Raw genomic sequence first — 22768 nt, forward strand, 5'->3', positions numbered from 1 at the left:
TGTGTAAATGAATGAGGAATTATTAGCTTCGTTATTGGAAGAAGTAAAGAATAGCCTTCGCATTACATGGACAGATGAAGATAACGATTTAAAGAAATTAGTTAATAGATCAGTGGCGTACCTGGAGGGTTTAACGGGTACGTCTTTTGATTATGCAAAGGATGAACAGCCGAAGTCATTACTATTAGAGCGCTGTCGGTATGTATATAACAATGCTGCAGATGAATTCGAAAAGAATTTTCAGCAGGAGTTGTCCAGACTTATTCTAAAGGTTGCTATTACTAAACGGGCAGAGGTATTAACAAATGGAGAGGTATAGAGAAACGCTAAATGATGGATTTTTAACTTATGGCCATAAAAAAACGATTCGAACTGCAGATAAAACGGTAATAGGCAGTGAGTTTTTTTCAGAGGGAAAGCTTGCTTATAAAGAAATGTCGGCACGAGATAGTGATTATCAACTGGCAGATATTAAAAGTGCCAAATTAGATAGGAAAGTAAAAACGCTATATCCTCCTAGTTTCCGAAAGATCAATAAAAATAAGCTGAAGATCATCCTAAATAATACGGAATATGACGTTATCAATGTGGATTCAGATGCTACAAAAAGCTATCTGTTTTTTTATTTGCAAGAAGTAGGTGTTTCTAATGAACGAAAAGATTAAAGTGTATATAAAAAAACAAAATCAAAGTTTAGTCGATACATTGTCTTCTTATTTTTCCATAGAAGTTTATAAAGATGAAATGGCAGAAGATGAAGAACCAGAAATTTATCATTTCTTTATTTATGAGTTAGGAAATATTAAGCCAACTGGTAATGATGAATTCCTAAGCCAAGATGTGTTTGTTCACTATATATCAGAAAAGCGAGTAGATATTGAAGAAAATACATTGGATATTATAGCACTATTAAGGAACAAAAAATTTCTTTTCGGAGGCAGCACAAAAGGCAGACACCAGAAAGCAAATACCGATGCTTATGTAGATCGAGTCAGTTTTGCTTTTAGGAGGATGATTAAACTTGGCTGTCCGATTTAGTATCGATTTTGGCGATTTTGTAGAGTTGGAACAAAACATGGCACGTTTGCCGGGAAAATCCGAAAACCTAATGAATGAGTTTTTTCATAGTGAAGGGATTGAAATGGCAACCAAAGATATTACAGAGTTGATCCCTATTTCGAAAGGGAGAAAATCAGCACGTAATAAAAAACATGCTAAAACTAGTGATTGGTCAAAGAGCGAAACTTTTAATTTAGGTTTTATTATCAAATCTAAAGGCGGTGCAGCCAAGAAAAAAGGTTCATTTGGCTATTTAGTTTTCCCAGATCAAGGGCGTGGTCCTCATAATCTAGTAAAACAAGATTTCATGTTAGAAGGTTTAAATAATTCGATTAATAAAATTGTAGAAAAGCTTAACTTGAAATTAGTTCAAGCTATCGAGGAGGAATTATAGTGCCAACAACTATTCAAGAATTTGATGCGGTAAGAATATCGAATGCATCTATTCAATTTTTTAAGGATGGAATAAAACAACCAGGTATTAAATTTGGCTGCCTTGGGACGGTAGAAGGCGAAACAGAAGTACAGGAAATTGTAAAAGTTTGTGAGGGGGTAACTGTAAAGAGAAAAATTAAACCTTTGCGAATGACTGTTACTGTTTCAGCACATATCCCTGTTGCTGTGGCGCGAACTTATTTTGGTTTAAAAGATACTTATGGAACGAAAGTATATACCTATGGAACAGATTCTAATGGAGAGAAGTTTATCTTTACTGCAGATGTAATTGATGATTTTGAAGATGTAGTGAAATTAATTGCTTTTTCCAATTGTACGGATAATACAGGTCTTAAAATTTCTATCGAAAACGGAGCAGATGAAGTGGCTTTACTAGAAGTGGAGTTTACTGTGCTGCCAGATGAATTGAAACAAATGTATTATGAAGCGTTTGTTGATGAATTAACAGATGCAAATATTGCATCAAAATGGCATTCGGATTTTACAGCAGACTTAGTAAAGGGCACACCAACGCCTTAATTTAGGAGGATATGATGAAGAAAATACATGCTGTGACGTTAAAAGAAACTGAAATTGTGGAAGATGGGCAAGGTGGATTTAAACAAATTACGAAAGGTGTAAAAAAAATTCCATGCTTCATTACCAACTATTCTTTAAAAATGGGTAAAGATTTAGGACTTACAGAAGGTTCCTTGATTGGTGATTTGCTGAAGCTAATGCCTTTAGCGAAACTGGATAAAGATGATTTAAATGCTATGAACAGTGAAGACTTTGATCGTGTCGATGAAGTGGAAATGATGAAGCTTATTTATCTTGGCTGTATTGGAGCAGATAAAAATTTAGAGGAAGACTTTGACGACTTTGTATCGAAATATCATGGGGATTTCTCTGAAACTCTTATTCTATATGTCGCATTGCTGCAAGATACTATTGGAAATATGAATCAAAAAAATAAAAACAAATTTGCTAAAGGTTTGCAAAATAGCGTAAGCAAAACGCCTGATAAAAATAAAAAAAAATTAAATCACCACAGATAGATGTGGAATGTGTAGAAGACAGATATGTTCTCTATGTTTTATCTGCAGGGATTGATCCAGAAACTTTCTGGCATGAACCTTACTCAACCGTTGAAAGAATTTACGATGGGAAAATGGCAATGGATGCTTGGAAAAATAACCCTCAAGAAAGGTAGGTGGGGAACATGGCTGGAAATAATCAAGAAGCTAAAGTAACGTTTAAAGCATTTAATAAAGATTTTAACAAAGCACTTGTTGAAATGAGGCAAGAGTCTACTAGATTAAAGGCAGAAATGAAGCTAGAGCAAGAACAATTAAAGGCCAATGGTACAGAAGCCGAGAAGCTACAATCTAGAATCAAATATTTAGAGTCTGCCCATCAAGTAGCTGCAAGGAGAGTAGCTGAAACGGCAGCACAAGTAGAGCGTGCTAAAACTGTTTTTGGGGAAAATTCCGAGGAAGTACGAAGATTAGAAAGTCAATTAATTAATGCTCGTACAGAAGAGCAGCGTTTTACCAATGCTTTAAGAACAACTAATGAACAATTAGCTGATGCTACAGACGAAACAAAAAAAGCAGCGGCAGCATTGCAAAGTGATTTTAGCCAAGCTATCAGCGAAATTGACCGAGAGAGTGCGAGATTCAGAGCAGAGTTACAATTGCAGGAACAACAATTGCGTGAAAATGGTTCTGAAACTGATAGATTAAGAGCTAGAATCAATTATTTAGATAGCGCCCATCAAAATGCTACTAGGAAAGTAAATGAGACAAATAACGCCTTACAACGCGCCAGAAGCATATATGGGCAAAATGCTAATGAAGTTAGAGTATTAGAGCGACAATTATTAGAAGCGCGTACTGCAGAACAGCGATTTGCCAATGATTTGAGAGAAGCAAATGCAGAATTATTAGAACAGGCTAATGTTGCAAGGAGAGCTGGACAAGCTGTTTCAGAAACTGGTGAAAAACTAAAAGATGTTGGAGCCAATATGTCTGCAACTGTTACACCAGCAGTCATTGGTGTTGGAATAGCTGCTGGTGATGTTGCTGCAGAAGTAGACGGAGCTACAGCAAATATTAAGAATTCTCTTGGTGTTACTAGAGAAGAAGCAGAAAAATTAACCGATAGTGCTAGGGAAATATATAATCGTGGCTTTGGAGAAAGTTTAGAAGAAGTAGAAGATGCCTTAATTCGTACTAAGCAGAACCTTAAAGGCTTAAAAGATGAAGATCTTTCAGAAAAGACAATTCAAGCCCAAGTGCTAGGAAAAACTTTCGAGTCTGATGTAAATGAGGTTACAAGAGCCGGAAATAATATCATGAAAGGCTTTGGTGACTCAGCAGATAAAGCATTCGATTTAATGGCCTACGGTGCCCAAAACGGGCTTAATTTTTCAAATGAGATGTTTGATAACCTTTCCGAATACGCGCCTTTATGGGCTAAAATGGGCTACTCTTCAGAGGAATATTTTAATACGCTTATTAGTGGCAGCGAGGCTGGAGTTTATAATCTCGATTACATAAATGATGTAATGAAGGAATTCCAGATAAGGGTCAAGGATGGTTCGAAATCTACTGATACTGCAATGGGCCAATTATCTAAAGGTACTCAACAAGTATGGAAAGACTTCTTAGCTGGGAAAGGTACTGTTAAAGATGTTAATGATGCTGTTTTAGGCGAACTAAAAGGCATGGATGATCAAGTAGCTGCTAATAATATTGGGGTAGGTCTTTACGGTAAATTGATGAAATTGTGCCGTAGTAAAATCGCGGAATTAAGCGGGAAGGCTAAGGGATTAATTCCTAGGCTAATCCGAACCGAAGACTAGTCAGAGGCTAGTCAGGGGCAACGCATAGAGGGTGAAAAGATATAATCCCTCCACGAGGCCGCGACAACTTTTATAGTTGAAAAGATATGCTGAGCTTACCGAAAGGCTAAGAAGTAGAGGATAAAAAGCCTTTACGATAACAAAATTGACAAAATGGGAAGATCTTGAAGCAGATGTCATGTATTCGCTTGGAAATGTCGATGGCGAAATAAAAAACCTTGATGGTACCATGAATGAAATGGTTCAGACTCAAGAAGAAACATTTGGCCAAAAATTTCAATCCATGCTGCGAGAATTAAAGGTAGCTTTATTACCTTTAGGGGAAGTGCTTCTTCAATTAGCAGAAGATTATCTGCCGAAAATATCGAGTGCTGTTCAAAGTGTTGCAAAATGGTTTAGCAATTTGTCACCATATTTTCAAAAATTAATAGTAATTGTAGGGGCTATAATAACGGTTTTAGGTCCTTTTTTGTCGTTGTTAGGATTTATGGTTCAAGGAATTGGTGGATTAATTGTTCCGATTATTAACGTTGTAAAATGGCTTTCTAAAATTGGTCCTACTGTAAATATAGTTAGAACTGTTTTGACAGCTTTAACAGGTCCCATAGGAATAGCTATAGCGATAATAACTACATTGGCTATTGTTATTTATAAAAATTGGGACAGTATTAAAGCCTGGACAATAGCTGCCTTTTCTGCAGTTAAGGATTGGATCTCTAATACATGGACATCTATATCAAATGCTACCAAAACAGCACTTGCTTGGATTGTTTCCACTGTATCCAGTTGGGGAGAAAGCATAAAAGGATTCTTTTCCAGTGTGGGTACTTGGATTGCTGGAGTATGGGGGAAATTAGTAGAAGGCACAAAATCCATTTTTTCTGCCATCATTTCTACCGTTTCTGGATGGGTAGAGAGTATAAAAGGCTTTTTTGCCGGATTAGTTAGTGGGATTGCTACTATATGGAACAGTGTACTGACAACTATTTCTAATGTATGGAATACGATTATCGCTACGGTTGTGCCAATAGTAATGAATTTTGTTAATTCGATTATTTTGGCGGTGCAATCCTTTATTACAAGGCTTGTTGCTTTCTTTCAGCCACTAATTACTTTTTTTATCAATACATTTAACAACATAAAGTTAGCTGTACTATCTATTGTTGGTATATTTTTAAATTTATTAATTTTAAATTTTGATGGATTAAAAGTATCCTTATTAGGGCTTTGGACAGCGATTAAAAATCAAATCATTAATATTATTACAACATTTAAAGATATGGCTATCAATATTTTTAATGTTTTTATAAACGGGATTACAAACATATTTAATACTGGTAAAGCAGTATTGCTAACAATCTGGAACGCCCTAAAAATTTCTGTTATTACTATCATATCAGCCTTGAAAACGGGCGCGATAGCAGGGTTTAATGCTATAAAGACTGGAATCACAACTGCTATTAGTACACTGAAATCTTGGGCTATTGCAGCATGGAATGGTTTGAAATCCAGTATTTCTAATTCCATATCAGCTATTAAAAGTGGAGCAGTTAATGGATTTAATGCTTTAAAAACTGGAGTTATGAATGCCATTAATACTTTGAAAAATTCAGTAATATCAGCATGGAATACGTTAAAAAGCAGTGTGAGTAATTCTATTTCAGCAATAAGGAATGCTGCTACTAATGGATTTAATACAGTGAAAAGTACAGTAACTAATGCAATTAGTGGAATGAAGACTGCGGTATCTGATGGGATTTCTAATATTAAATCCAAATTTACTGAGATGAAATCTAATATTATATCAGCTGTAAAAGGAATTGATTTAGCTCAAATAGGTAGTGATATCGTTCAAGGTTTAATTAATGGTATTTCTAGTAAGATCGGAGCAGTAAAAGATAAAGTAACAGAGTTGGCTAATAGTGTAACAGACAAGGTTAGAAAATTATTGGATATACATTCTCCATCTCGTGTGATGCAGGCACTTGGTCAATATGTTGGGGATGGATTTGTTAAAGGTATTTCTGGAACTCAAAAGGATGTAGAGAAAGCTTCTTCCACTTTAGCAAGTAAAGTTAACTCAGCAGTTCAAAGTGGATTAGATGCCAAAAAGACTAAAGGAACACAATACAATACTTTGGTTAAAAGTCTAAAAGATCAGCAAAGTAAGTTGGATGCCATTGCAAAGAAAAGAAAGGCTACTGCTAAGGAAATTGGTAAGCTTAATGATAAGTTATCCAGCACTAAAAATAGTAAGACTAGATCTTCTTTATCCAAGCAATTAGCATCTCAAAAGAAACAAATGGATTCATTGAATAGTCAATATAAGTCTTTACAGACAAAAATAAGTTCCACGAAAACCAAAATTTCAAATGTTTCACAAGACAAAAAGGCTGCTCAACAAGCTTTAGGGTTAAAATCTCTACAAACCTATTTGTCTAGTCAAACTAAAAAATTAGACAGTATTGCAAAGAAAAGAGATACCGTTAATACAAAGCTGAAAGATGCTAATAAAAAATTATCCGATTTAATTAAGGAATCCGATAAATATGCAGATGATATTGCTAATAAAGCAAAATCTTATGGTTCTGTTGCATCAATACAGGTGAACAACGGACAATCTTTAAATGCTAACTATATTAAAAAAGAGATGGAAATTCGATTGAAGAACATTCAATCTTTTGCAGCCAATGTTGAAGCGTTACGAAAAAAAGGTGTATCTAATTCTATTATCGATGACATTCTTCAACAGGGCGTTGAGAGTGGTTCTAATTATGCTGCAGCATTAGCAAATGCTGATAAAAGCACAATTAAATCCATTAATAGTACACAAAGTAAAATCAATAGCGCTAGTGACACGTTAGGGAAAAAAGCTGCTGATGCAATGTACAGTGCTGGTATTAATGCTGCTAAAGGGCTTGTTAAAGGGTTAGAAAGCCAGAAGAAAGAATTAGATCAAGCAGCCAATAAAATTGCGGAATCAATCAGTAAAGCCATTAAGAAAAAACTCAAAATACATTCTCCATCCCGTGTAATGCGTGATGATATTGGTAAATTTATTCCTTTGGGATTAATCGAAGGAATCGAGTCCCTAAAATCACAGGTCGTAAGCCAGGCACAAAAAATGAGTGAGTGGGCAACTCCAGAAACACAAACTGCGGTAGCTGATGCTAAAAATAGCATTATTACAACGGAACAAGCATTGCAATTGTCTGTTCCTAGCTTTAATTTCCCTAAAGAAGTTATTGTATATAGCGTTTTAGATGGAGAAGTAATTGCGAAAAACCAATACCCATTTATTAATAAAATGATGGGGAACGATATACAGTTAGAAGGAATATTTAACGGAGGTGATTGAGATGGAAAAGAGCATTTTCAATTTTAAAATTGAATACCTGGATGGCACCGTACTAGATCTGCATGAGGATAAAAATTTATGGGTAAGCTCTTTTCGTATCAGCTCACCAGAACCTGAACATATTACTAGTACAATCGAAGGGCAGCATGGCTCTAACTATCAAGGCACCATTTTAAAAGATCGAAAAATCGTCTCCAGCATTTCTATTGAAGCTTGGGACGATATTGATTTTGATATGAAAAGGGACGAGATCTTTAGAATCTTTAATCCATTAAAGCAGTTTTATATTATAAGAGATTTACAGCGTGGAAAGCGGATGAAAGTATCTGTAAGTAATAGCTTTGATATAGATTATATTACGCTTGAAGATGGGGAGTTTTCCATTGAGTTTGTCATCCATTCCGTTTTTTTGGAATCAGTAGGAAGTACAGAAGATCCCTTTACCTTTGAAGCGGGGAAATGGCAAATAGGACAAGGGTTAATTGATGCGGAATTAAAATATACGCATGATACTACTACTTTTCGTATTTTTAATGCTGGTGATATTGAGATAGATCCTAGAAGTTGGTACTTACCTTTAAAAATTATTTTCAAAGGGGTTTCCAATGGATTATCAATAACAAATCAAACAACAGGTGACTACTGGAAATACAACGGCACCACTTCCAGTGGAGATACCATTATTTTAGATCGTGTAAAAGCTGAAAAAAATGGAGTAAGTATTTTTAATGAAACGAATGGAAAAGTGATTAAATTAGCAGAAGGATGGAATGATTTTGTTGTGAGTGGGGTAGATTCTGCTTTTACTATACAAATGATATTCCATTTTTATTATTTGTAGGTGAAACAATATGGACTTATATATTAAAAGCTTAACAGGCCAAATTGAAATGCTTACAAATTATGAAGTGGCAAGAAAATTTTCTGAAGATGGGAAGAAACAAATTACGGTTTCAATCACGAAAACAGAAAATAATCTCCACTCTTTCCCATTAGTCATTAATGAAAACATTCTTATGTATGGAGAAGACCAATATGTTATAAAGCAACATGCCGAATCAACAGTAGGCAAATCAACATCCATTAATTGTACTGCTGTTCATAAAATGTTTGAGGATTTTAATCATAATTATATTTATGAGCAGATAACAGGCACATACTCTATTAGTTCGTTATTGGAATTTGCAGCTGCAGGAACCGGCTATTCTTTTATAGTAGATACTACCGATCTAAAAAGTGAAATTTCCGTTGAGAATTTTGGAGATGGAAATACACAAAATTTATTTAAAACAATTCAAGATTTGTTTGGTGTCGAATTTGATGTAAGAGGAACAAATATTTATATTGGCAAAGAGGTTGGAGACAAAACAGATTATCAATTTCGATATTTATTAAATATTGATGGTCCTCAAAAGGAAATTGATACAAGCAGTTTAAAGACTTATATACGCGCTTTTGGACAAAAATATTCAGACGGCACTTATGTTGCACAAACGGAATATACAAGTCCACTAGCTGCAGTATATGGAATAAGACATGCTGATCCTATTAGAGATGATCAAATAAGTGATAATGATACACTTCTGGAACAGTGTAAAAGCACATTAACAGATAGTATTGAAATGTTTATAAAATTGACCGCCACTGAAATCAAAGAATTGGGATGGAAGAAAGTAAATCGAGGAGATTACGTCTGGTGTATTATAGATCCATTTGATCTTTTTGTTTATATTCGAGTAGTGGAAATTGAGGATTATTCCAATAAGTATAAAGATGCTGTATACACTTTTGGTGCAATAAAAAATGATGCTAAAAAGATAATTGCTAATTTCAATAAATCTAATAAGGTAATTAGTACGGTTATTGATACAACTACTAAAAAAGTAAAAGATACTGCGCTCAGTTCTAATGTTAAAAGTGCACTAAGTAAAGCAAACAGCATTAGTGATATTGTTGGTGATATTACAATTTTGCCAAGTTGGGCACAAGAGAGTTTAGCTTATGCAGTATCTAAAATGTATGATTCTTTTACGGAAATAAACGTAAAGCAACCACCTTATAATCTCAGTGGAAACAGTGCAAATGAAATGGCCAAACTACAATCTCTTTTTGATTTAGCGAGAGATAACGGTTCGGTTTATTTGTATTTTCCAGAAGGCATTTATGGCATGAGTGGTTATTTACGGTTATATAGCAATACTTTTGTTCGAATGCATAACAAGGCAACAATAAAGAGATTAGGTTCAGGATATAAGGTATTTGTGAATGGCGAACTAGGGAATGCCAATTATGCAACGGGTTATAACGGAGAAGGAAATATTCATTTTGTTGGCGGCTGCATTGACTGTAATGCTTTTGAAAATCCATTGTCTGCAGAAAAAGGAACAACAGCTTTTGATCTAAGTCACGGAAAAAACATTTCATTCACTGGTGTAGAAATGAAAAATAACCAAAATGGCCATTTTGTTCAGGTTGCCAGCTGTAGTAATGTTTTGTTTAATGGCTGCTATATTCATGATGTAAATCATCTGGATTCAGAATATATGAACTGTGAAGCTATTCAAATCGAGGTAGCAACTGATGTTTCTTTCCCAAGCTTCGGTGGATATGACAGCACGACTAGCCAAAATATTAGAATAATTGATTGTAATTTTGAGAATTTGATAAGGGGAATTGGTACACATGGTTATCCTGCAGCTGAAAACGGGTTACCGTCCATTTATTGTTCGGATATCGTCATAGAAAGATGTCAATTCAAAAACATAGTGGATAATGCTATATCTCTTCTTGCCTATAAACGTGTAACTGTACAAAATGTTCATGTAGAAGATATTGGCGGATATGCTTTGTGGACCAGATATTTATACGATTCTTCCATCGATAAGTTTAGCTGCGACCACACAGGGAAGAGCGGCATTTATATGCAATACTCTGATGATATTGAATTTGGAAAATTAACATTAGAAAATACATGTGAAAATGAAGGGTATTCTGCAATTAGGCTAGATAACGCCCATAATAATGTATTCCGTAATCCAGTTGTAAAAGGGTCGGCGCATAATTGGGCATTCTTTGCGACAGCCTGCGAGAATAACAGATTATATGATTACAATTTTGATATAGGGATTGTAGGTATGATTGGTGGAGATTCTTTGCCGTTATCTCCTTCATTTTCAGAAATAACTTAGGATGCTGAGCAAGCATCCTATTTTTTACAAAAGGATGTGAATATTAATGGCAAGATGGCCTTATCGTGTTTTAAAAGATTTATACGATACAGTTTTTAGAGTGGATTTAAATAAGAATTTTGAAGATGTTGCTGCAGATATAAAGGATACAAATAATCGATTAGATACTATTTTAGCAGAACCAAATGATGCTAATCTTGAAATCGTGGATGCGAGAGATGGTGAGAAATCTCTAGGCAACAAAATACGCCTATTTAATGCGCTAATGGATTCTTTAAAGCAACAAAAAGCTGATATTAATTATGTAAATCAAAAAATGACGGGTACACCGAAAATTGTAAAAGCAACTTTAGCGGAATTAACATCTTCTTTCCCAAGTGGCAGCACAGAATTGGCCTTAGTAACGGCAGATGGTTTCTTGTATCAATGGACAAGTAATACATGGAAAAAAACTATTCAATATCAAAGTTTAGGAATTGCAGATGGATCAGTAACATATAAGCAGCAAACAAAATTAGGAAAAGTCGGCTTTATTATGCCAAGTCAAACAAACAGTATACCGGATTATGATCCATCAACATTTATATTTGACTTTAAAAGTACACTTGGTGCTGAACCATCTATTGTGTACGGCAACGAAACATATGTAATTCCTCCTGGAACAACAGTTAATTTAAAACCAGAAAATCAAACATCTACATTCAAATTATATTTTAATACGGTTACCAAAGAGTTTAAAACACTAGATGTTAATGCCAATACAGGTTTAAATGAAGACGATATTATAATAGCAACAGGAAGAAATACAACAGGAAGAATGGCAATAAGTTGTCCATATACAGTTAAAGGAGTGATACCAGCCGAGGATGGTTCTGTAACTTATAAAAAACAAACGAAATTAGGAAAGATTGGATATATCCTACCTTCTCACACAAATGGTGTTCCAAATTACGAAGTTTCGACAGGGATTTTAGATTTCAAGAGTACATTAGGAGCAGAGCCAACCATTGTCTGGGGAAATGAGTCGTACGCTATTCCTCCTGGAACAACGGTAGATTTAAAAACACCGATCGTGCCAAGCAGTACTACTTTCAAATTGTACTTTAATACGAAAGATAAAACATTTTTAGTGTTGACTTCTACTTCAACAAGCGGGATTACGGATGATCATATTTTATTAGCAACAGGGAGAAGTTCTACTGGACTGATGTCTATATCTTGTCCATATACAATTAATGGGTTACCAGCACATGCGGCGCTGGATAAAGATCTTTCCAATTACAGTATAATAAGCACAACAGAGCCAACATTTTCAGTGAAAACGGGCGGTATAGTTTCTATAACACCACCTAAATATCTTTATTTATTAACTAGTACAGGAAAACAAACGGCTGTTTATACAGATACAACTACTGTATCTTACGATGTAGGGCAAAATCAAATGTTAATCTGGAATGTTGACGATAATAAACTTGTTGTACAAGGAAACAATGTTTCTAGAAATCCTAGAAATATAGTATTAGCTTCTGTATATAACAGTAAAATTCAAAATGGTTATTTAAAGCCTTGGTTTGATATAGTAAAAATGCCTACCAAACCATATACACATATTGTTTTTGGTAATTTAACAACTATTAAAATTACAGGAAGTTTAGTTGATATGGGTATGGTAACTATGTATGCGATTGGATATGATGGCCAGAACGCAAAACAATATACATTCCTGACGAATAATAATAAATTTACTCTTGAGCATAACCAAATACTTATTTGGGATTGGGATAATAATATTGTTAAAGTCGCTGGAAATAATGATGTTAGACCGATGAAATTCTCCATATTAGCGTATTATCGTGAAAATATCATCACACAAGGCGAATTACTTCCATTCGTAAATAATGGCTATATACAAGATGGTAAACCAGTAACAGCAGAAAGTAGAGTGTGGAACATTCCAAATAAAGTTGCGGATCAAGGGTTAACCATTGTAGGAGAGGAAATTTGGGTATTCCGAGCGAGTTTATATAATCATTCTAATACTGCTGCTATCCATCGCTATGATAAAAATACCTTTGAAGAAAAAACTGATTATGTATTACAACACAATTTAGGACATTGCGCAACAGCGGATTATAACCATAAAAATGATATTTTAATAACTGGAAATGGCGAAAGTGCCCCAACCGTAAAAGGCACAATGCACTTTATTAAAAATCCATTATCTTTTGTAGAAAATAAACAGTTAATCGATTTTTATAATCCTGGTGATAAGATTATGAGTATCGATTTTTTTGAAGAAAATGAGGATGGAACGATTAAACGAGAAATAGGTGGATCGGGCCTCATAGGTTGTTGGGGAGAGAGAGATAATATTATTTACATCATGACTGGACAAGATATCCCGCATAGAATTTTCCGAGTTCGCTTAGGTATGGGGGCGGAGGACCTTTCTAATGCATCCGGAGATGCTGCCAATATTACAAATTGGGGTGTGTTCCAATCTGGGAAAAGCGATACGGAATACAACGGAACAGCAAGAATAGAAAAAATATTTACCGGGGTAGAGTATGGAGTTTCTCAAGGTATGGCATGGTATAACGGAAGAATTTTTTATTGTGTAGATAATGCAGAAACGCTAGAAATTGAATTACTTCCTAACGGAACATTTAAAACAGTAAAGGCATATCGCCATTATGAAAACAACCAAGCTGATGGATTCTATTGGGAACCAGAAGGGTGTGCGATCCTTGACGGAAGATATCTATTAATGGGTAGAAGGAATTCAACAGGCATGGCATGGAGCATTTTTCCTTTATATAATGAGCAAGGCGGTAAAGGAGCAACAGGACAACAAATAATCTTACCATTCCCATGTAATAGCATTCCACAAATCAGAATTACAGCAACTTCACCAACAACAGATTTATATGTATCGCAAGTAGATAAAAGCACCTTTACTGTTTTATCAGCAAGTGGAGGGACAGGAACATTTAATTGGGAATGCAGGATTTCATAAACAATCTTTTAAGTGAAAATTATAGAAAGAAGGTGTAGGAGAATGCCATTACAAATAAAGTATTCGATAGATGCCTATGGAGAAACATTAGTATTTGAAGAAGCTTATTTAAAGATTGTGCAATTGTATGGAAATGAAGAATTGTTGCAGTTTGATTATGCAATATATAAAGATTCAAGTAAACAAACACAAATAGACTATAAAATGGGACAATTTGTACCATCTGTTGAAGAGGATTCGCCTAATTTTATCAAACAAATATATGAATATCTAAAAACATTAGAAGAATTTGCAGATGCTATTGATGTTTTAGAAGAAAATCTAACACCACTTATTGAGTAGGTGTATTTTTTATAAATAAATATAAAATCGGAGTCCTTCCGTAAGGGCTCTTTTATTTTGCTCAAAAATAAGGGGGAATGAGAAATGTTAGATATGATGGGTTTGCATGTTCAATTGCTGGAGGTATTTCCTAAAGCAATTAAGGGAATGTTGGCTGTTTATTTTATATTTAAAGTTTTAGATTTTGGATCGGGTTTATTAAAGACCTGGAAAGGCGTTGTAGATTACAGTTCCCGTGTTATGCGAGATGGCATTATTAGATGGATTGGCGAGCTAGTTGGAATTGTTTTTGTCCTCACTATTGATATGGTATTGGGCCTTAACTTTTTCCTAACAGGCTTTGCTTTATCACTATTTATTTACAAGGAAGGTGGCAGCATCGATGAAAACTTAAAAGCAATTGATGTTAACTTACCAGAAGCAGTTAGTGAAAAATTAAAAGTTTTTAATAAAGGAAAGTAAGAGTGGCCAAAACGGTTGCTCTTTTTTATATAAAAAATAAAAATTAGGAGTGTGTTTACACATGGCAAAAGGATTCGATTGTGCAACTAAATTAACAGCAAAAACAGCAAAAGCATTAAAAGCATTAGGTTTTGAGTATGTGGCGCGTTACTTGGGGAATAGCTGGAAGTCGTTTGATAAAGCAGAAGCAGCAGCCATTCAAGCTGCAGGTTTAAAATTAATTAGTATTCATCAAAAATCAGCCAATTACAGTGCGTATTTTACCGAAGCGCAAGGGATTTCAGATGCAAAAGAAGCAATGAAAAATGCTGCAGCTGTTGATCAACCAAAAGGAACAGCTATTTATTTTGCGGTAGACTTTTCTTCTCAAGCAAAAGATGTGAAAAACATTGTGAAGTATTTTAAAGCAGTGAAAAAGACTTTGAGTGGCTATAAATTAGGGGTGTATGGCTCTTATAACACCATTACTGCAGTAAAAGGTCTTGCTGATTACTACTGGCAAACATACGCTTGGAGCGGTGGGAAAGTAGCCGATTTCATTCATATGCACCAATTTAAAAATGATGTACTGGCAGGCGGTATTAAAATTGATCATAACGATGTTAAAAAGGTTCCTGGTCATTGGACAGAGGAAAAAGCAGTATCCGCACCAAAAACAGCAGTAAAAGCAACAACTAAAGTAAGCACTTATGATGTGGTGAAAACAGTAAATGCTTATGTTAATGCTGCCGATGCAAAAGCTAAAAAGAGTAAAAAAGGCACGGTTGCGAAAGGTGTTTATTATGTATTTAACGAGTCTAAAGGCATGGTGAACGTAACTAATAAAAAAGGAGTGCCGGGTTCTTGGATCAATCCAGCAGAAAATAAAAAGTCTGCAGCTAAATCAGCAACGATTAAATACCATGTTGTTGAAAAAAACGAAACAGTAACCAGCATTGCAAAAGACGCAAAAACAACAGTTGCTGCTATTAAAAAGTTAAATCCAAGTATTGAAAATATTGATTTAATCTTCCCTAATCAAAAAATCCGCATAAAATAAGGTGGGTATAAACTAGTTGTACAGCATGAGTTATCACACTGCCCTACTCTTCGGAGTGGGGTATTTTTTTATGTTTAATAAGGAAAGATGTAATTGTAGTCTTTAACGAGGCATAGGAGCCAATTGCTGCATAACCATAAAACCATCCCATAAACAAACCGGCAACTAAACTATGACGATGACTAATAAAAATAGATATGCATAAAGCTAGGATTAAGGCAATCGTGGGAACATATTTTTTAGGAATTTTAAAAAAAATCTTTATTAATTGTGTAATAAGCATAACAATAGGAACCGCGATAACCGCGTCCAAAAAGTTTGTATGGATAATAGGAAAATCCAAAAAAATCACCTCAAAACTAGTATGCATCAAACAAAAAAATTCATTCGATAAGTCTTAGTATTGATGGATGAAAAGTAAGAACTTTTTGTGAACTAACAGGAATATGGACCTAATGAAAAGAATCTTTCCTAGTAAGAATGGAGGGATTAGGTGTTATCAATTAAGTTAAAAAGAAGGCTCAATTATTACGATGGATTAATACGCTGCCCACATTGTCGTGAGTATTTTTTTCTAAAAGATAATGTGAATATGGACATCATGCATACGCTGACCCACTCGCATTGTCAACCATTACTTACAATCAAAGACTCCGGAACGTTTCAAAACATCTTAGAAAGGCACCCACAATGTTTTCCACAGCCCACTCAGCAACAGCAATTAGCAAAAGCCCAACTCGTTTGAGAAGGGCTTTTTGTTTAAGCAATTATAGATCTAGTTACTAATAATTGTTTATCTGTTTCAGAAGATGGTTCATAACCTTTTTCGATGTAACTAATAACTGTTTTTTTATTAGTTGTCCAACATTGAGCTAAACCCCAAATACCTAGAGTTATTGGATTTAAGAAGAACCACTTTGCTACTTCTCCCCATTGTCCTCTAAACATTGCTACCCAACCACCAAAAAAGAAAGTTGTCCATGAAAAACCAACTTTTAACTCTTTCACAACTCCAACAGTGTTTTTAAGTCTTACTTTTGCCAAGAAAATTCCCCCAAAATATAGATAATAACTGTAAATAAATAGCAAGTTATATATTATCTAAAATGTGAAAGAAATACTATAGATTCGACAAAATTAGTCGGTTTTCGACAAGAGTAAATGTATCTTTCGATTCATTTACTCTTCATTCCACTCATATAAATCTTCAATTCTCTTTTCTAGTAATGCAGCCAACTTAAATAATTCAGGTACAGAGGGATAACTTTTTCCTGTACACCAATTGGAAATGGTGTTACGAGATTTTTTGAATTCTTTTCTTATGTATTCTCTTTTATAAGGAGATTCATCGATTGCTTTTCCAATTTTACTTATTATCATCTATATCACCCTTTTAATACTAATTCCACTAATCTATTTTAAATCCTTTCACAATTTAATTTTGATAAATTGCATAATTATTTTTGGATAAACTGTAATATTTTGTGCTGAAAACCCATAGCTATTTATTACAGCGGTAATAAAAACTAAAACAGATATGAGATTTATTACTGTGGTAATAAAATACTGGAGGAGTTAACATGGCAAAAGAAATTTTAATGCTAGATTGCGGAAATAATGGAGGGAAAACTGTTGGATGGCATGGATATGATTACTTTAAAACAAACATTTGTGATTGGTTTGAGCGTAATATTGATGAGAAATTTAGTGAAGATGATCTCGAATTTGAGATCGATGGTAAAAGAGGCTTTGCAGGACCAATTGCAGAGTATGAGAATGAATTTGGTGGATCTTCCATTTATGGAGATAGTAAAGCGCATGGAGATATGAAAATACGTGCATTAATCAGTGTTCATAGATATGTAGAAAAATTTTGCCCAGGGACAAAGGAATTGTACATAGTAACTGGACAGCCGATAAAAGGTCATGTAAAAGAAGAAAAGGAAAAAATCCAAGATATGTTGGGCGGCCGTCATGTTTTTGGAATTAATGGAGAGCAAAAAGAAATAATCATCCAGGATGTTAAAGTTGGGGCAGAGGGCAGCATGGCATATTGGGCAGCAGATTTAGGCGACGATGCTTTAATTGTTGATATTGGAAGCGGTACGGTAAATGCAGCTGAGATAAGAGATAGGAAGCATATTAATAGATCGTCGGATACGTTCAATTTTGGCACGGATACCATAAGCCAAAAGGATAATTATGATTCCTTAGCTCGCGGGGTCGCTGTTAATTTAACAAAATTGAAATGGAATAGGAAAACGATGGTTCACGTATGCGGAGGGATTGCGGAAAAGTTTGATAATTCATTTAAAGAATACTATCAGAATACTAAAATGCTCATTCCAAAATACAAGCAAAAAGCAAAAATAACGCTATTACATCCGGTATATGCAAATGCAGTTGGCGGTTTTGAACTGGCAAAGAGGATATACAAATGAGTAAAAAGGATTTGGTTGCAGTAATAGAAGAGAAAAAAGCACAAGGAAAGGACCGCATTGTAATTAGTGTGTCTTTTAAATTTACCGATGATTTTGAGTTAGGGTTGCTGGAACATTTATGGCAGTACAAACATAGTCACCATTTAAAGCGGCTTTTACAAAGGGATAAGGAAGGCGTAATGACAGTTTCTTTTTATCCTGTCCCTATAGAGGAGGAAATAGAGGAAGAGGACATTTCCAGTTTCATATAGCCTCCCTCCTTCTCATTTTCTATTGAACCCGGAAACCCTAAGACCCCAAAACCCTAAGCTATTTTATAAAAAGAGGGCAATTTTGAAAGGAGAGAGGACCTTTGGATAACAGCAGCACGATCTTTGGGAGAAAAGATGTTGTGGCTCAACCAAGAAAAGTTAACTCTTCCCCACCGAAAAAAATACGAAAAGAACGATGTGATAGAAAGATAGATACCAAGATAAAATTAAGCGCCGAGGATAAGCTGTTGCTGAAAAGAGAAGCACGCAAATATAATTTAAAGTTAACGCCATTTGTTGCCATGCTAGTGAAACATGAATTGGCCAAAACGCATGAATATACGGAGAAGCATTTTTATGATGATACTGGAAGCTTTGTGCATGTGAAATTAGAAAAAGTATTTTTTGAAATGATTGAATCGATGTCAGATGAACTGGATGTAACTTATAGAGAAATTATACATCGTATTGTTAAAACATATATTGAACGCATATCAGGTATTAAAACACATGACAACAGGGGTGGTATTTAATGATTTTTAGCGCATTAGATATCATTGGAAAAGAGAAGGGGATTTTAGAAAATAGAAAAGGATTAGAGGCAGCAGGATTCTGGGAGAGAATAACGAATAGTTTCTTTTGCCCGCGGAATCCGAAGCACACATTCACTTTTTATGTACCAGAATATTTATTTCTTCGTTCTGTTTCTTTTTGCGAGGATATTTCAGAAGAGCTAGAAAGAAAATTTGAAACAAAAGATCTTGCGAAGATACTATATGAAGACTTTTTGGAGCACTTTAAAAAGAAAAATAATCTACATGAAGTTTATAAAAAACTAACGATCAGAGATCTTTCTCCTTCTATTATAAAGCCATTTCAAACAGAGGAAATTTATAAAGGGGTTTTATTTGAAGAACAAAGGGGATTTCAAAAAGTAAAAGTAATCCTATCGCACCAGCAAGCACTCAAAGGGGAATTTATCTTAAGAGATATGTTGGACATTTATCAAGAGCACCAATTTACATTAGAAAATATATTAGAAATAACCTATAGTAATTTTATCGATGACTATCGTAAAGGATTGATAAAAAATCCAATTGAAAAGATAATGCAATATATTTAATTGTGAGGAGTGCCCCCAATCTTGCCCCTTTTTTGCCCCCTTTTGATGAAAAGGTATGAACAAAAGTGAAAAATTCTATTTTGAAAATTGTTGTATATCAAGGGATTCATAAAAATTATGATAATGAGTAAGAAAAAAAGACATGTTCCGCACGCAAGTCCATCCATGGGAAAGAGATTAATACATGGAAATGTTTTAATAAAGAGAAGCCTTGGCGCTGTAAACGTCAGGGCTTTTTTTCTATTGTGGGTGAAAGTGAAGAATTTACAATTTAAAATTTTCACCCAAAATTCACCTATAAAAATTTTAAAAATATCGTGGAAATATAATCGTCCAAATCTTGTATAGACTCATAATTAATTTTTTTACTTACATGAGAATAAACATTCCAAGTAATCGTGATGCAGCCATGACCTAGTCGATCTTGAATAAATTTCATACTTGCTCCTGATTCTAATAGCAAAACAGCATGAGTATGTCGCAGTTCAGGGAAAGCGAGCTTATTTAAGTTACTAAATCTATAAAAGAAGTATAAATAAAAGCTTGTACCAATTAATTATAGGGAATAGTTGATACAAGTATGTATAGATTGGATAATTGCTGGATTAGAAGGAGAATGCTAATGGTTTGGGAAGTGTTTGTGCAAAAATCAAAACATACTGTATTCGGGTTATTTAATACAATTTTATTCAAGAAGGAGTACAAAAGGCAAAGAGATTCGAAATAGTTATTGGCGCTAAACTTAGTGTAACAATGAATGATTAAAGTTATAGCTAGGAGGATTATTTACGATCGGAAAAGTAACCGTTTGTTTGGTACATAACAGAAGAAGAACGTTTTGCTTATATCAAAAAACACCCGCTTATACCAATGGATTAACCAAAAGGAATGTCTTTTGAAAATATATATTCTGGGGAAATAATACCTGAAATTATATTAACAAGAACTTATATTGAAAAAATTCCCATTAAGCATTCCCCGTTTCAAAATAAAATGAGAATCTGCAATTACTAATATATTCTCGAGTCTATAAAAGATGAAAAGTTTTAGTTGAAAAACAAAAGAATTATTAAGTTTCATAGAAAGGGGACATTTGGTGAAGCAGTTAAATATTTTCGGAGGAGAGGGTGAACTAGAATGTCCTCACCTTAAATGAACTGTATGCATTTGCTCATAGAAAAGCAGCAAAGTTTTGGAATAGAGAATTTGATCTAGCAATTATCTTATATAAAAGAAATTGGAAAAGACGATTGGGAGCTTATCGGATATATCTGGATGGATTTAGAAAACCTGTTATAGAGATGAGTGAAGTAGTTAATCAATCAAGTGCTAGGGAAGATGTTTTCGATACTTTGTTACATGAAATGGTTTATTGTCATCTTCATACAACAGGTCAACCATATAATGACGAAAATCTAAATTTTATTGAAGAATGTTATAAAGTTGGTGTTTCCATAAGGGAAACGAAAGCAGCACAAAAAGCATTAGAAAAGTTTGAGAAAACACAAGAGTAATTTTGATTATTAATAAAATGGTCGAAGGTCGTATCTAATACTAATAGGTACATTCGGCCCCATATAAGGAAAGTAGTATTGGTTGCCTGGTGGTCTAGGTTGAATATTTAGTTGATAGCCTCCAATACCATAGTAATAAGGCGGTTCTCCAATGAGCATTTGATTCCATGCCCCATACATTGGATGTGGAAAATCTTGATAAATAGCCCCATTTAATCCTGTAATAATTGCCCCCATTTAATAACACGTCCTTAATAAGTTTTTCATATTTTATGTGCTTCATAAATTATTGGAGCTTGTCTTTTACAAAATAGGTAAGGACATAAATAAAGCGGGATGCTCGCTAGCGCAGAAGATGTATTCGGTTGATGATAAATTATAAGGTTGTATGCATAGATCGTGTTAAATATAGAGAATAGGAGCTGTTGGTATGCAAATAGGTGATTGGGTATTAACTCCAGAATCTCAACTGGCTTTATTACAGATATGAACGAAGTTAAAGTGAAAATTAAAACGCTCTATAAAAGAATTGGATATGGAACGGAATTAAATACAAGAGTTATATGGAGAGAAAAGTTAACCTCAGCACCTATTGTTAAGAAATACAGCAAAGAAGAGATCCACTTTCTTATGCATCTAGTAGTGAACACTAACGATAAAGCATGGTTTGAAGAGCTTTCTAAAAAGCGAGAATTCTTGTCTGTTAACTAGTAGACAACTATGATGCAGTGGACGGGAGGATTGATAATGATTAAAATTCTAGGATTATTAAGTTTCCAAATGAAAAGAAAGAGCATAGTTGCTCTTTCACTTATCTAACTTATCTAGTTTCATTGATAGCTCCTTAAGAATTTTATTCTTTTCCTTAAAGAGCTTATAAAATTTAACTATAGTATAGATTGTTAAGACTATAGGAACTAAGTATGTAAGTAAGCCTAATATTGGCATGACAGTTACCCATGAACTTGTTGACATATTGCCCCCAAAATATTTGTAATCTATCCAAGTTTACATTTTTAAGGAAACTAAGTAAATAATTTTCATATGAAAATTAGCAAACAAAGGAGTAATGAAGTTTAGGGGGGAGGGAGCTGCACTTAATAAAGGATATTCACTGAATCGAATTTTACACTAGAAAATCCAAAGAGTTGGGTACTGTTCATCTAACTCAAAGGGATGCTCGCTGATGTAGAAGATGTATTTGGTTAATTAATTATAAAGCTGCTATGCATAGATTGTTTTAAATGCTTTATAGAAGAAAACAAAGGAAGCACTTTTGATTAACGCTTCCATAAAATTGACTTAAATAAAAATTATTGTTACAGGAGAAGTTAATTTCCAAAAAGGATGCACCTACGATGATCAACAAAATAAATAAAACAACAATTAAAGCAAAGCCCATGTCGGACCCTCCGCCATTTTCATAACATGACCTAAACGTGTCACCCCTTTAATTGGATTAATAACATTTTATGCTTGTCTTTTGTTTTTGAATTGGACAAAGATACATTAGAAATTACAAAAGGCAAGGAACTGATTCATGAAAGAGGGGGGAAAAGTGTATCTATATGAATCTTTGATAACAACTGTGAAGTAACAGATAAAAAAAAAGATAGAATTAGTTATCCACTAATTGCACCCATAATACTTAAAATGTCTGTTAAATCGAAAATC

The 22768-nt window shown here is 34.2% G+C and carries 25 protein-coding genes and 1 pseudogene; 20 read left to right on the top strand and 6 right to left on the bottom strand.

The window, feature by feature from the left end; translation table 11 throughout:
- Positions 1-7: 7 nt before the first annotated feature.
- From CWS01_RS09235 to CWS01_RS09300, 14 genes are all read left to right on the top strand, one after another.
- Positions 8-319, top strand: coding sequence for a head-tail connector protein (locus CWS01_RS09235; protein WP_101176906.1), 312 nt, complete (start codon positions 8-10; stop codon positions 317-319).
- The gene (locus CWS01_RS09240) at positions 306-665 is read left to right on the top strand and encodes a phage head-tail adapter protein (RefSeq protein WP_101176907.1); all 360 of its coding nucleotides are present in this window, start codon (positions 306-308) and stop codon (positions 663-665) included. The genes CWS01_RS09235 and CWS01_RS09240 overlap by 14 nt, the downstream gene beginning before the upstream one ends.
- Complete coding sequence (locus CWS01_RS09245; protein WP_101176908.1) at positions 649-1038, top strand: hypothetical protein; 390 nt, start codon at positions 649-651, stop codon at positions 1036-1038. The genes CWS01_RS09240 and CWS01_RS09245 overlap by 17 nt, the downstream gene beginning before the upstream one ends.
- A complete protein-coding gene (locus CWS01_RS09250; protein ID WP_235852013.1) occupies positions 1022-1453 on the top strand; it encodes a hypothetical protein in 432 nt (143 codons plus the stop codon). The genes CWS01_RS09245 and CWS01_RS09250 overlap by 17 nt, the downstream gene beginning before the upstream one ends.
- Positions 1453-2034 (top strand): phage tail protein, encoded by a 582-nt coding sequence (locus tag CWS01_RS09255; RefSeq protein ID WP_101176909.1) that lies wholly within the window; start codon positions 1453-1455, stop codon positions 2032-2034. The genes CWS01_RS09250 and CWS01_RS09255 overlap by 1 nt, the downstream gene beginning before the upstream one ends.
- Before the next feature lie 14 nt (positions 2035-2048).
- Complete coding sequence (locus tag CWS01_RS09260) at positions 2049-2552, top strand: hypothetical protein (protein ID WP_101176910.1); 504 nt, start codon at positions 2049-2051, stop codon at positions 2550-2552.
- A 164-nt stretch (positions 2553-2716) separates the two neighbouring features.
- On the top strand, positions 2717-4360 hold the full coding sequence (locus CWS01_RS22925; RefSeq protein ID WP_235852014.1) for a phage tail tape measure protein: 1644 nt from the start codon (positions 2717-2719) through the stop codon (positions 4358-4360).
- Between the two features lie 145 nt (positions 4361-4505).
- The gene (locus CWS01_RS09270) at positions 4506-7718 is read left to right on the top strand and encodes a hypothetical protein (RefSeq protein ID WP_101176911.1); all 3213 of its coding nucleotides are present in this window, start codon (positions 4506-4508) and stop codon (positions 7716-7718) included.
- Position 7719: 1 nt separating this feature from the next.
- Positions 7720-8559, top strand: coding sequence for a phage tail family protein (locus CWS01_RS09275; protein ID WP_101176912.1), 840 nt, complete (start codon positions 7720-7722; stop codon positions 8557-8559).
- A 10-nt stretch (positions 8560-8569) separates the two neighbouring features.
- Positions 8570-10906, top strand: a complete 2337-nt coding sequence (locus CWS01_RS09280; protein WP_101176913.1) for a phage tail protein — start codon at positions 8570-8572, stop codon at positions 10904-10906.
- Between the two features lie 46 nt (positions 10907-10952).
- On the top strand, positions 10953-13922 hold the full coding sequence (locus CWS01_RS09285) for a hypothetical protein (protein ID WP_101176914.1): 2970 nt from the start codon (positions 10953-10955) through the stop codon (positions 13920-13922).
- Positions 13923-13964: 42 nt separating this feature from the next.
- On the top strand, positions 13965-14264 hold the full coding sequence (locus CWS01_RS09290) for a hypothetical protein (protein ID WP_101176915.1): 300 nt from the start codon (positions 13965-13967) through the stop codon (positions 14262-14264).
- Between the two features lie 84 nt (positions 14265-14348).
- A complete protein-coding gene (locus tag CWS01_RS09295) occupies positions 14349-14726 on the top strand; it encodes a phage holin family protein (protein ID WP_101176916.1) in 378 nt (125 codons plus the stop codon).
- Positions 14727-14787: 61 nt separating this feature from the next.
- On the top strand, positions 14788-15765 hold the full coding sequence (locus CWS01_RS09300; RefSeq protein ID WP_101176917.1) for a glycoside hydrolase domain-containing protein: 978 nt from the start codon (positions 14788-14790) through the stop codon (positions 15763-15765).
- Between the two features lie 43 nt (positions 15766-15808).
- Here the strand turns inward: CWS01_RS09300 and CWS01_RS09305 are convergent, their stop codons facing one another.
- From CWS01_RS09305 to CWS01_RS09320, 3 genes are all read right to left on the bottom strand, one after another.
- Positions 15809-16108 (bottom strand): hypothetical protein, encoded by a 300-nt coding sequence (locus CWS01_RS09305; protein WP_101176918.1) that lies wholly within the window; start codon positions 16106-16108, stop codon positions 15809-15811.
- Between the two features lie 416 nt (positions 16109-16524).
- Complete coding sequence (locus CWS01_RS09315; RefSeq protein ID WP_101176920.1) at positions 16525-16809, bottom strand: hypothetical protein; 285 nt, start codon at positions 16807-16809, stop codon at positions 16525-16527.
- Positions 16810-16944: 135 nt separating this feature from the next.
- The gene (locus CWS01_RS09320; protein WP_101176921.1) at positions 16945-17145 is read right to left on the bottom strand and encodes a helix-turn-helix transcriptional regulator; all 201 of its coding nucleotides are present in this window, start codon (positions 17143-17145) and stop codon (positions 16945-16947) included.
- A 200-nt stretch (positions 17146-17345) separates the two neighbouring features.
- Here CWS01_RS09320 and CWS01_RS09325 point away from each other — a divergent pair, with 200 nt between their 5' ends.
- The 4 genes from CWS01_RS09325 (at position 17346) to CWS01_RS09340 (ending at position 19580) form a co-directional block, all read left to right on the top strand.
- Entirely contained in the window at positions 17346-18206 is an 861-nt protein-coding gene (locus CWS01_RS09325; RefSeq protein WP_101176922.1) for a ParM/StbA family protein, read from the top strand.
- A complete protein-coding gene (locus CWS01_RS09330; protein ID WP_101176923.1) occupies positions 18203-18457 on the top strand; it encodes a hypothetical protein in 255 nt (84 codons plus the stop codon). The genes CWS01_RS09325 and CWS01_RS09330 overlap by 4 nt, the downstream gene beginning before the upstream one ends.
- A gap of 140 nt (positions 18458-18597) precedes the next feature.
- The gene (locus CWS01_RS09335; protein WP_168714374.1) at positions 18598-18990 is read left to right on the top strand and encodes a hypothetical protein; all 393 of its coding nucleotides are present in this window, start codon (positions 18598-18600) and stop codon (positions 18988-18990) included.
- Entirely contained in the window at positions 18990-19580 is a 591-nt protein-coding gene (locus CWS01_RS09340) for a hypothetical protein (protein WP_101176925.1), read from the top strand. The genes CWS01_RS09335 and CWS01_RS09340 overlap by 1 nt, the downstream gene beginning before the upstream one ends.
- A 295-nt stretch (positions 19581-19875) precedes the next feature.
- Here CWS01_RS09340 and CWS01_RS09350 read toward each other — a convergent pair whose 3' ends face one another.
- Entirely contained in the window at positions 19876-20133 is a 258-nt protein-coding gene (locus tag CWS01_RS09350; RefSeq protein ID WP_101176927.1) for a tyrosine-type recombinase/integrase, read from the bottom strand.
- A 697-nt stretch (positions 20134-20830) separates the two neighbouring features.
- Here CWS01_RS09350 and CWS01_RS09355 point away from each other — a divergent pair.
- A complete protein-coding gene (locus CWS01_RS09355) occupies positions 20831-21094 on the top strand; it encodes a SprT family zinc-dependent metalloprotease (RefSeq protein ID WP_101176928.1) in 264 nt (87 codons plus the stop codon).
- Between the two features lie 9 nt (positions 21095-21103).
- Here the strand turns inward: CWS01_RS09355 and CWS01_RS09360 are convergent, their stop codons facing one another.
- On the bottom strand, positions 21104-21331 hold the full coding sequence (locus tag CWS01_RS09360; protein WP_101176929.1) for a hypothetical protein: 228 nt from the start codon (positions 21329-21331) through the stop codon (positions 21104-21106).
- 207 nt (positions 21332-21538) lie between these two features.
- Here CWS01_RS09360 and CWS01_RS09365 point away from each other — a divergent pair, with 207 nt between their 5' ends.
- Positions 21539-21805: a hypothetical protein gene (locus CWS01_RS09365; protein ID WP_101176930.1), complete on the top strand. Its 267-nt coding sequence runs from the start codon at positions 21539-21541 to the stop codon at positions 21803-21805.
- Positions 21806-22430: 625 nt separating this feature from the next.
- On the opposite strand, the pseudogene CWS01_RS22930 reads toward CWS01_RS09365, so the two are convergent.
- Positions 22431-22496: pseudogene (locus tag CWS01_RS22930) on the bottom strand (YjcZ family sporulation protein); the annotation flags it as partial.
- Positions 22497-22768: the final 272 nt, after the last annotated feature.

Source organism: Niallia nealsonii (assembly GCF_002835805.1).
GTDB lineage: Bacteria > Bacillota > Bacilli > Bacillales > Cytobacillaceae > Niallia > Niallia nealsonii.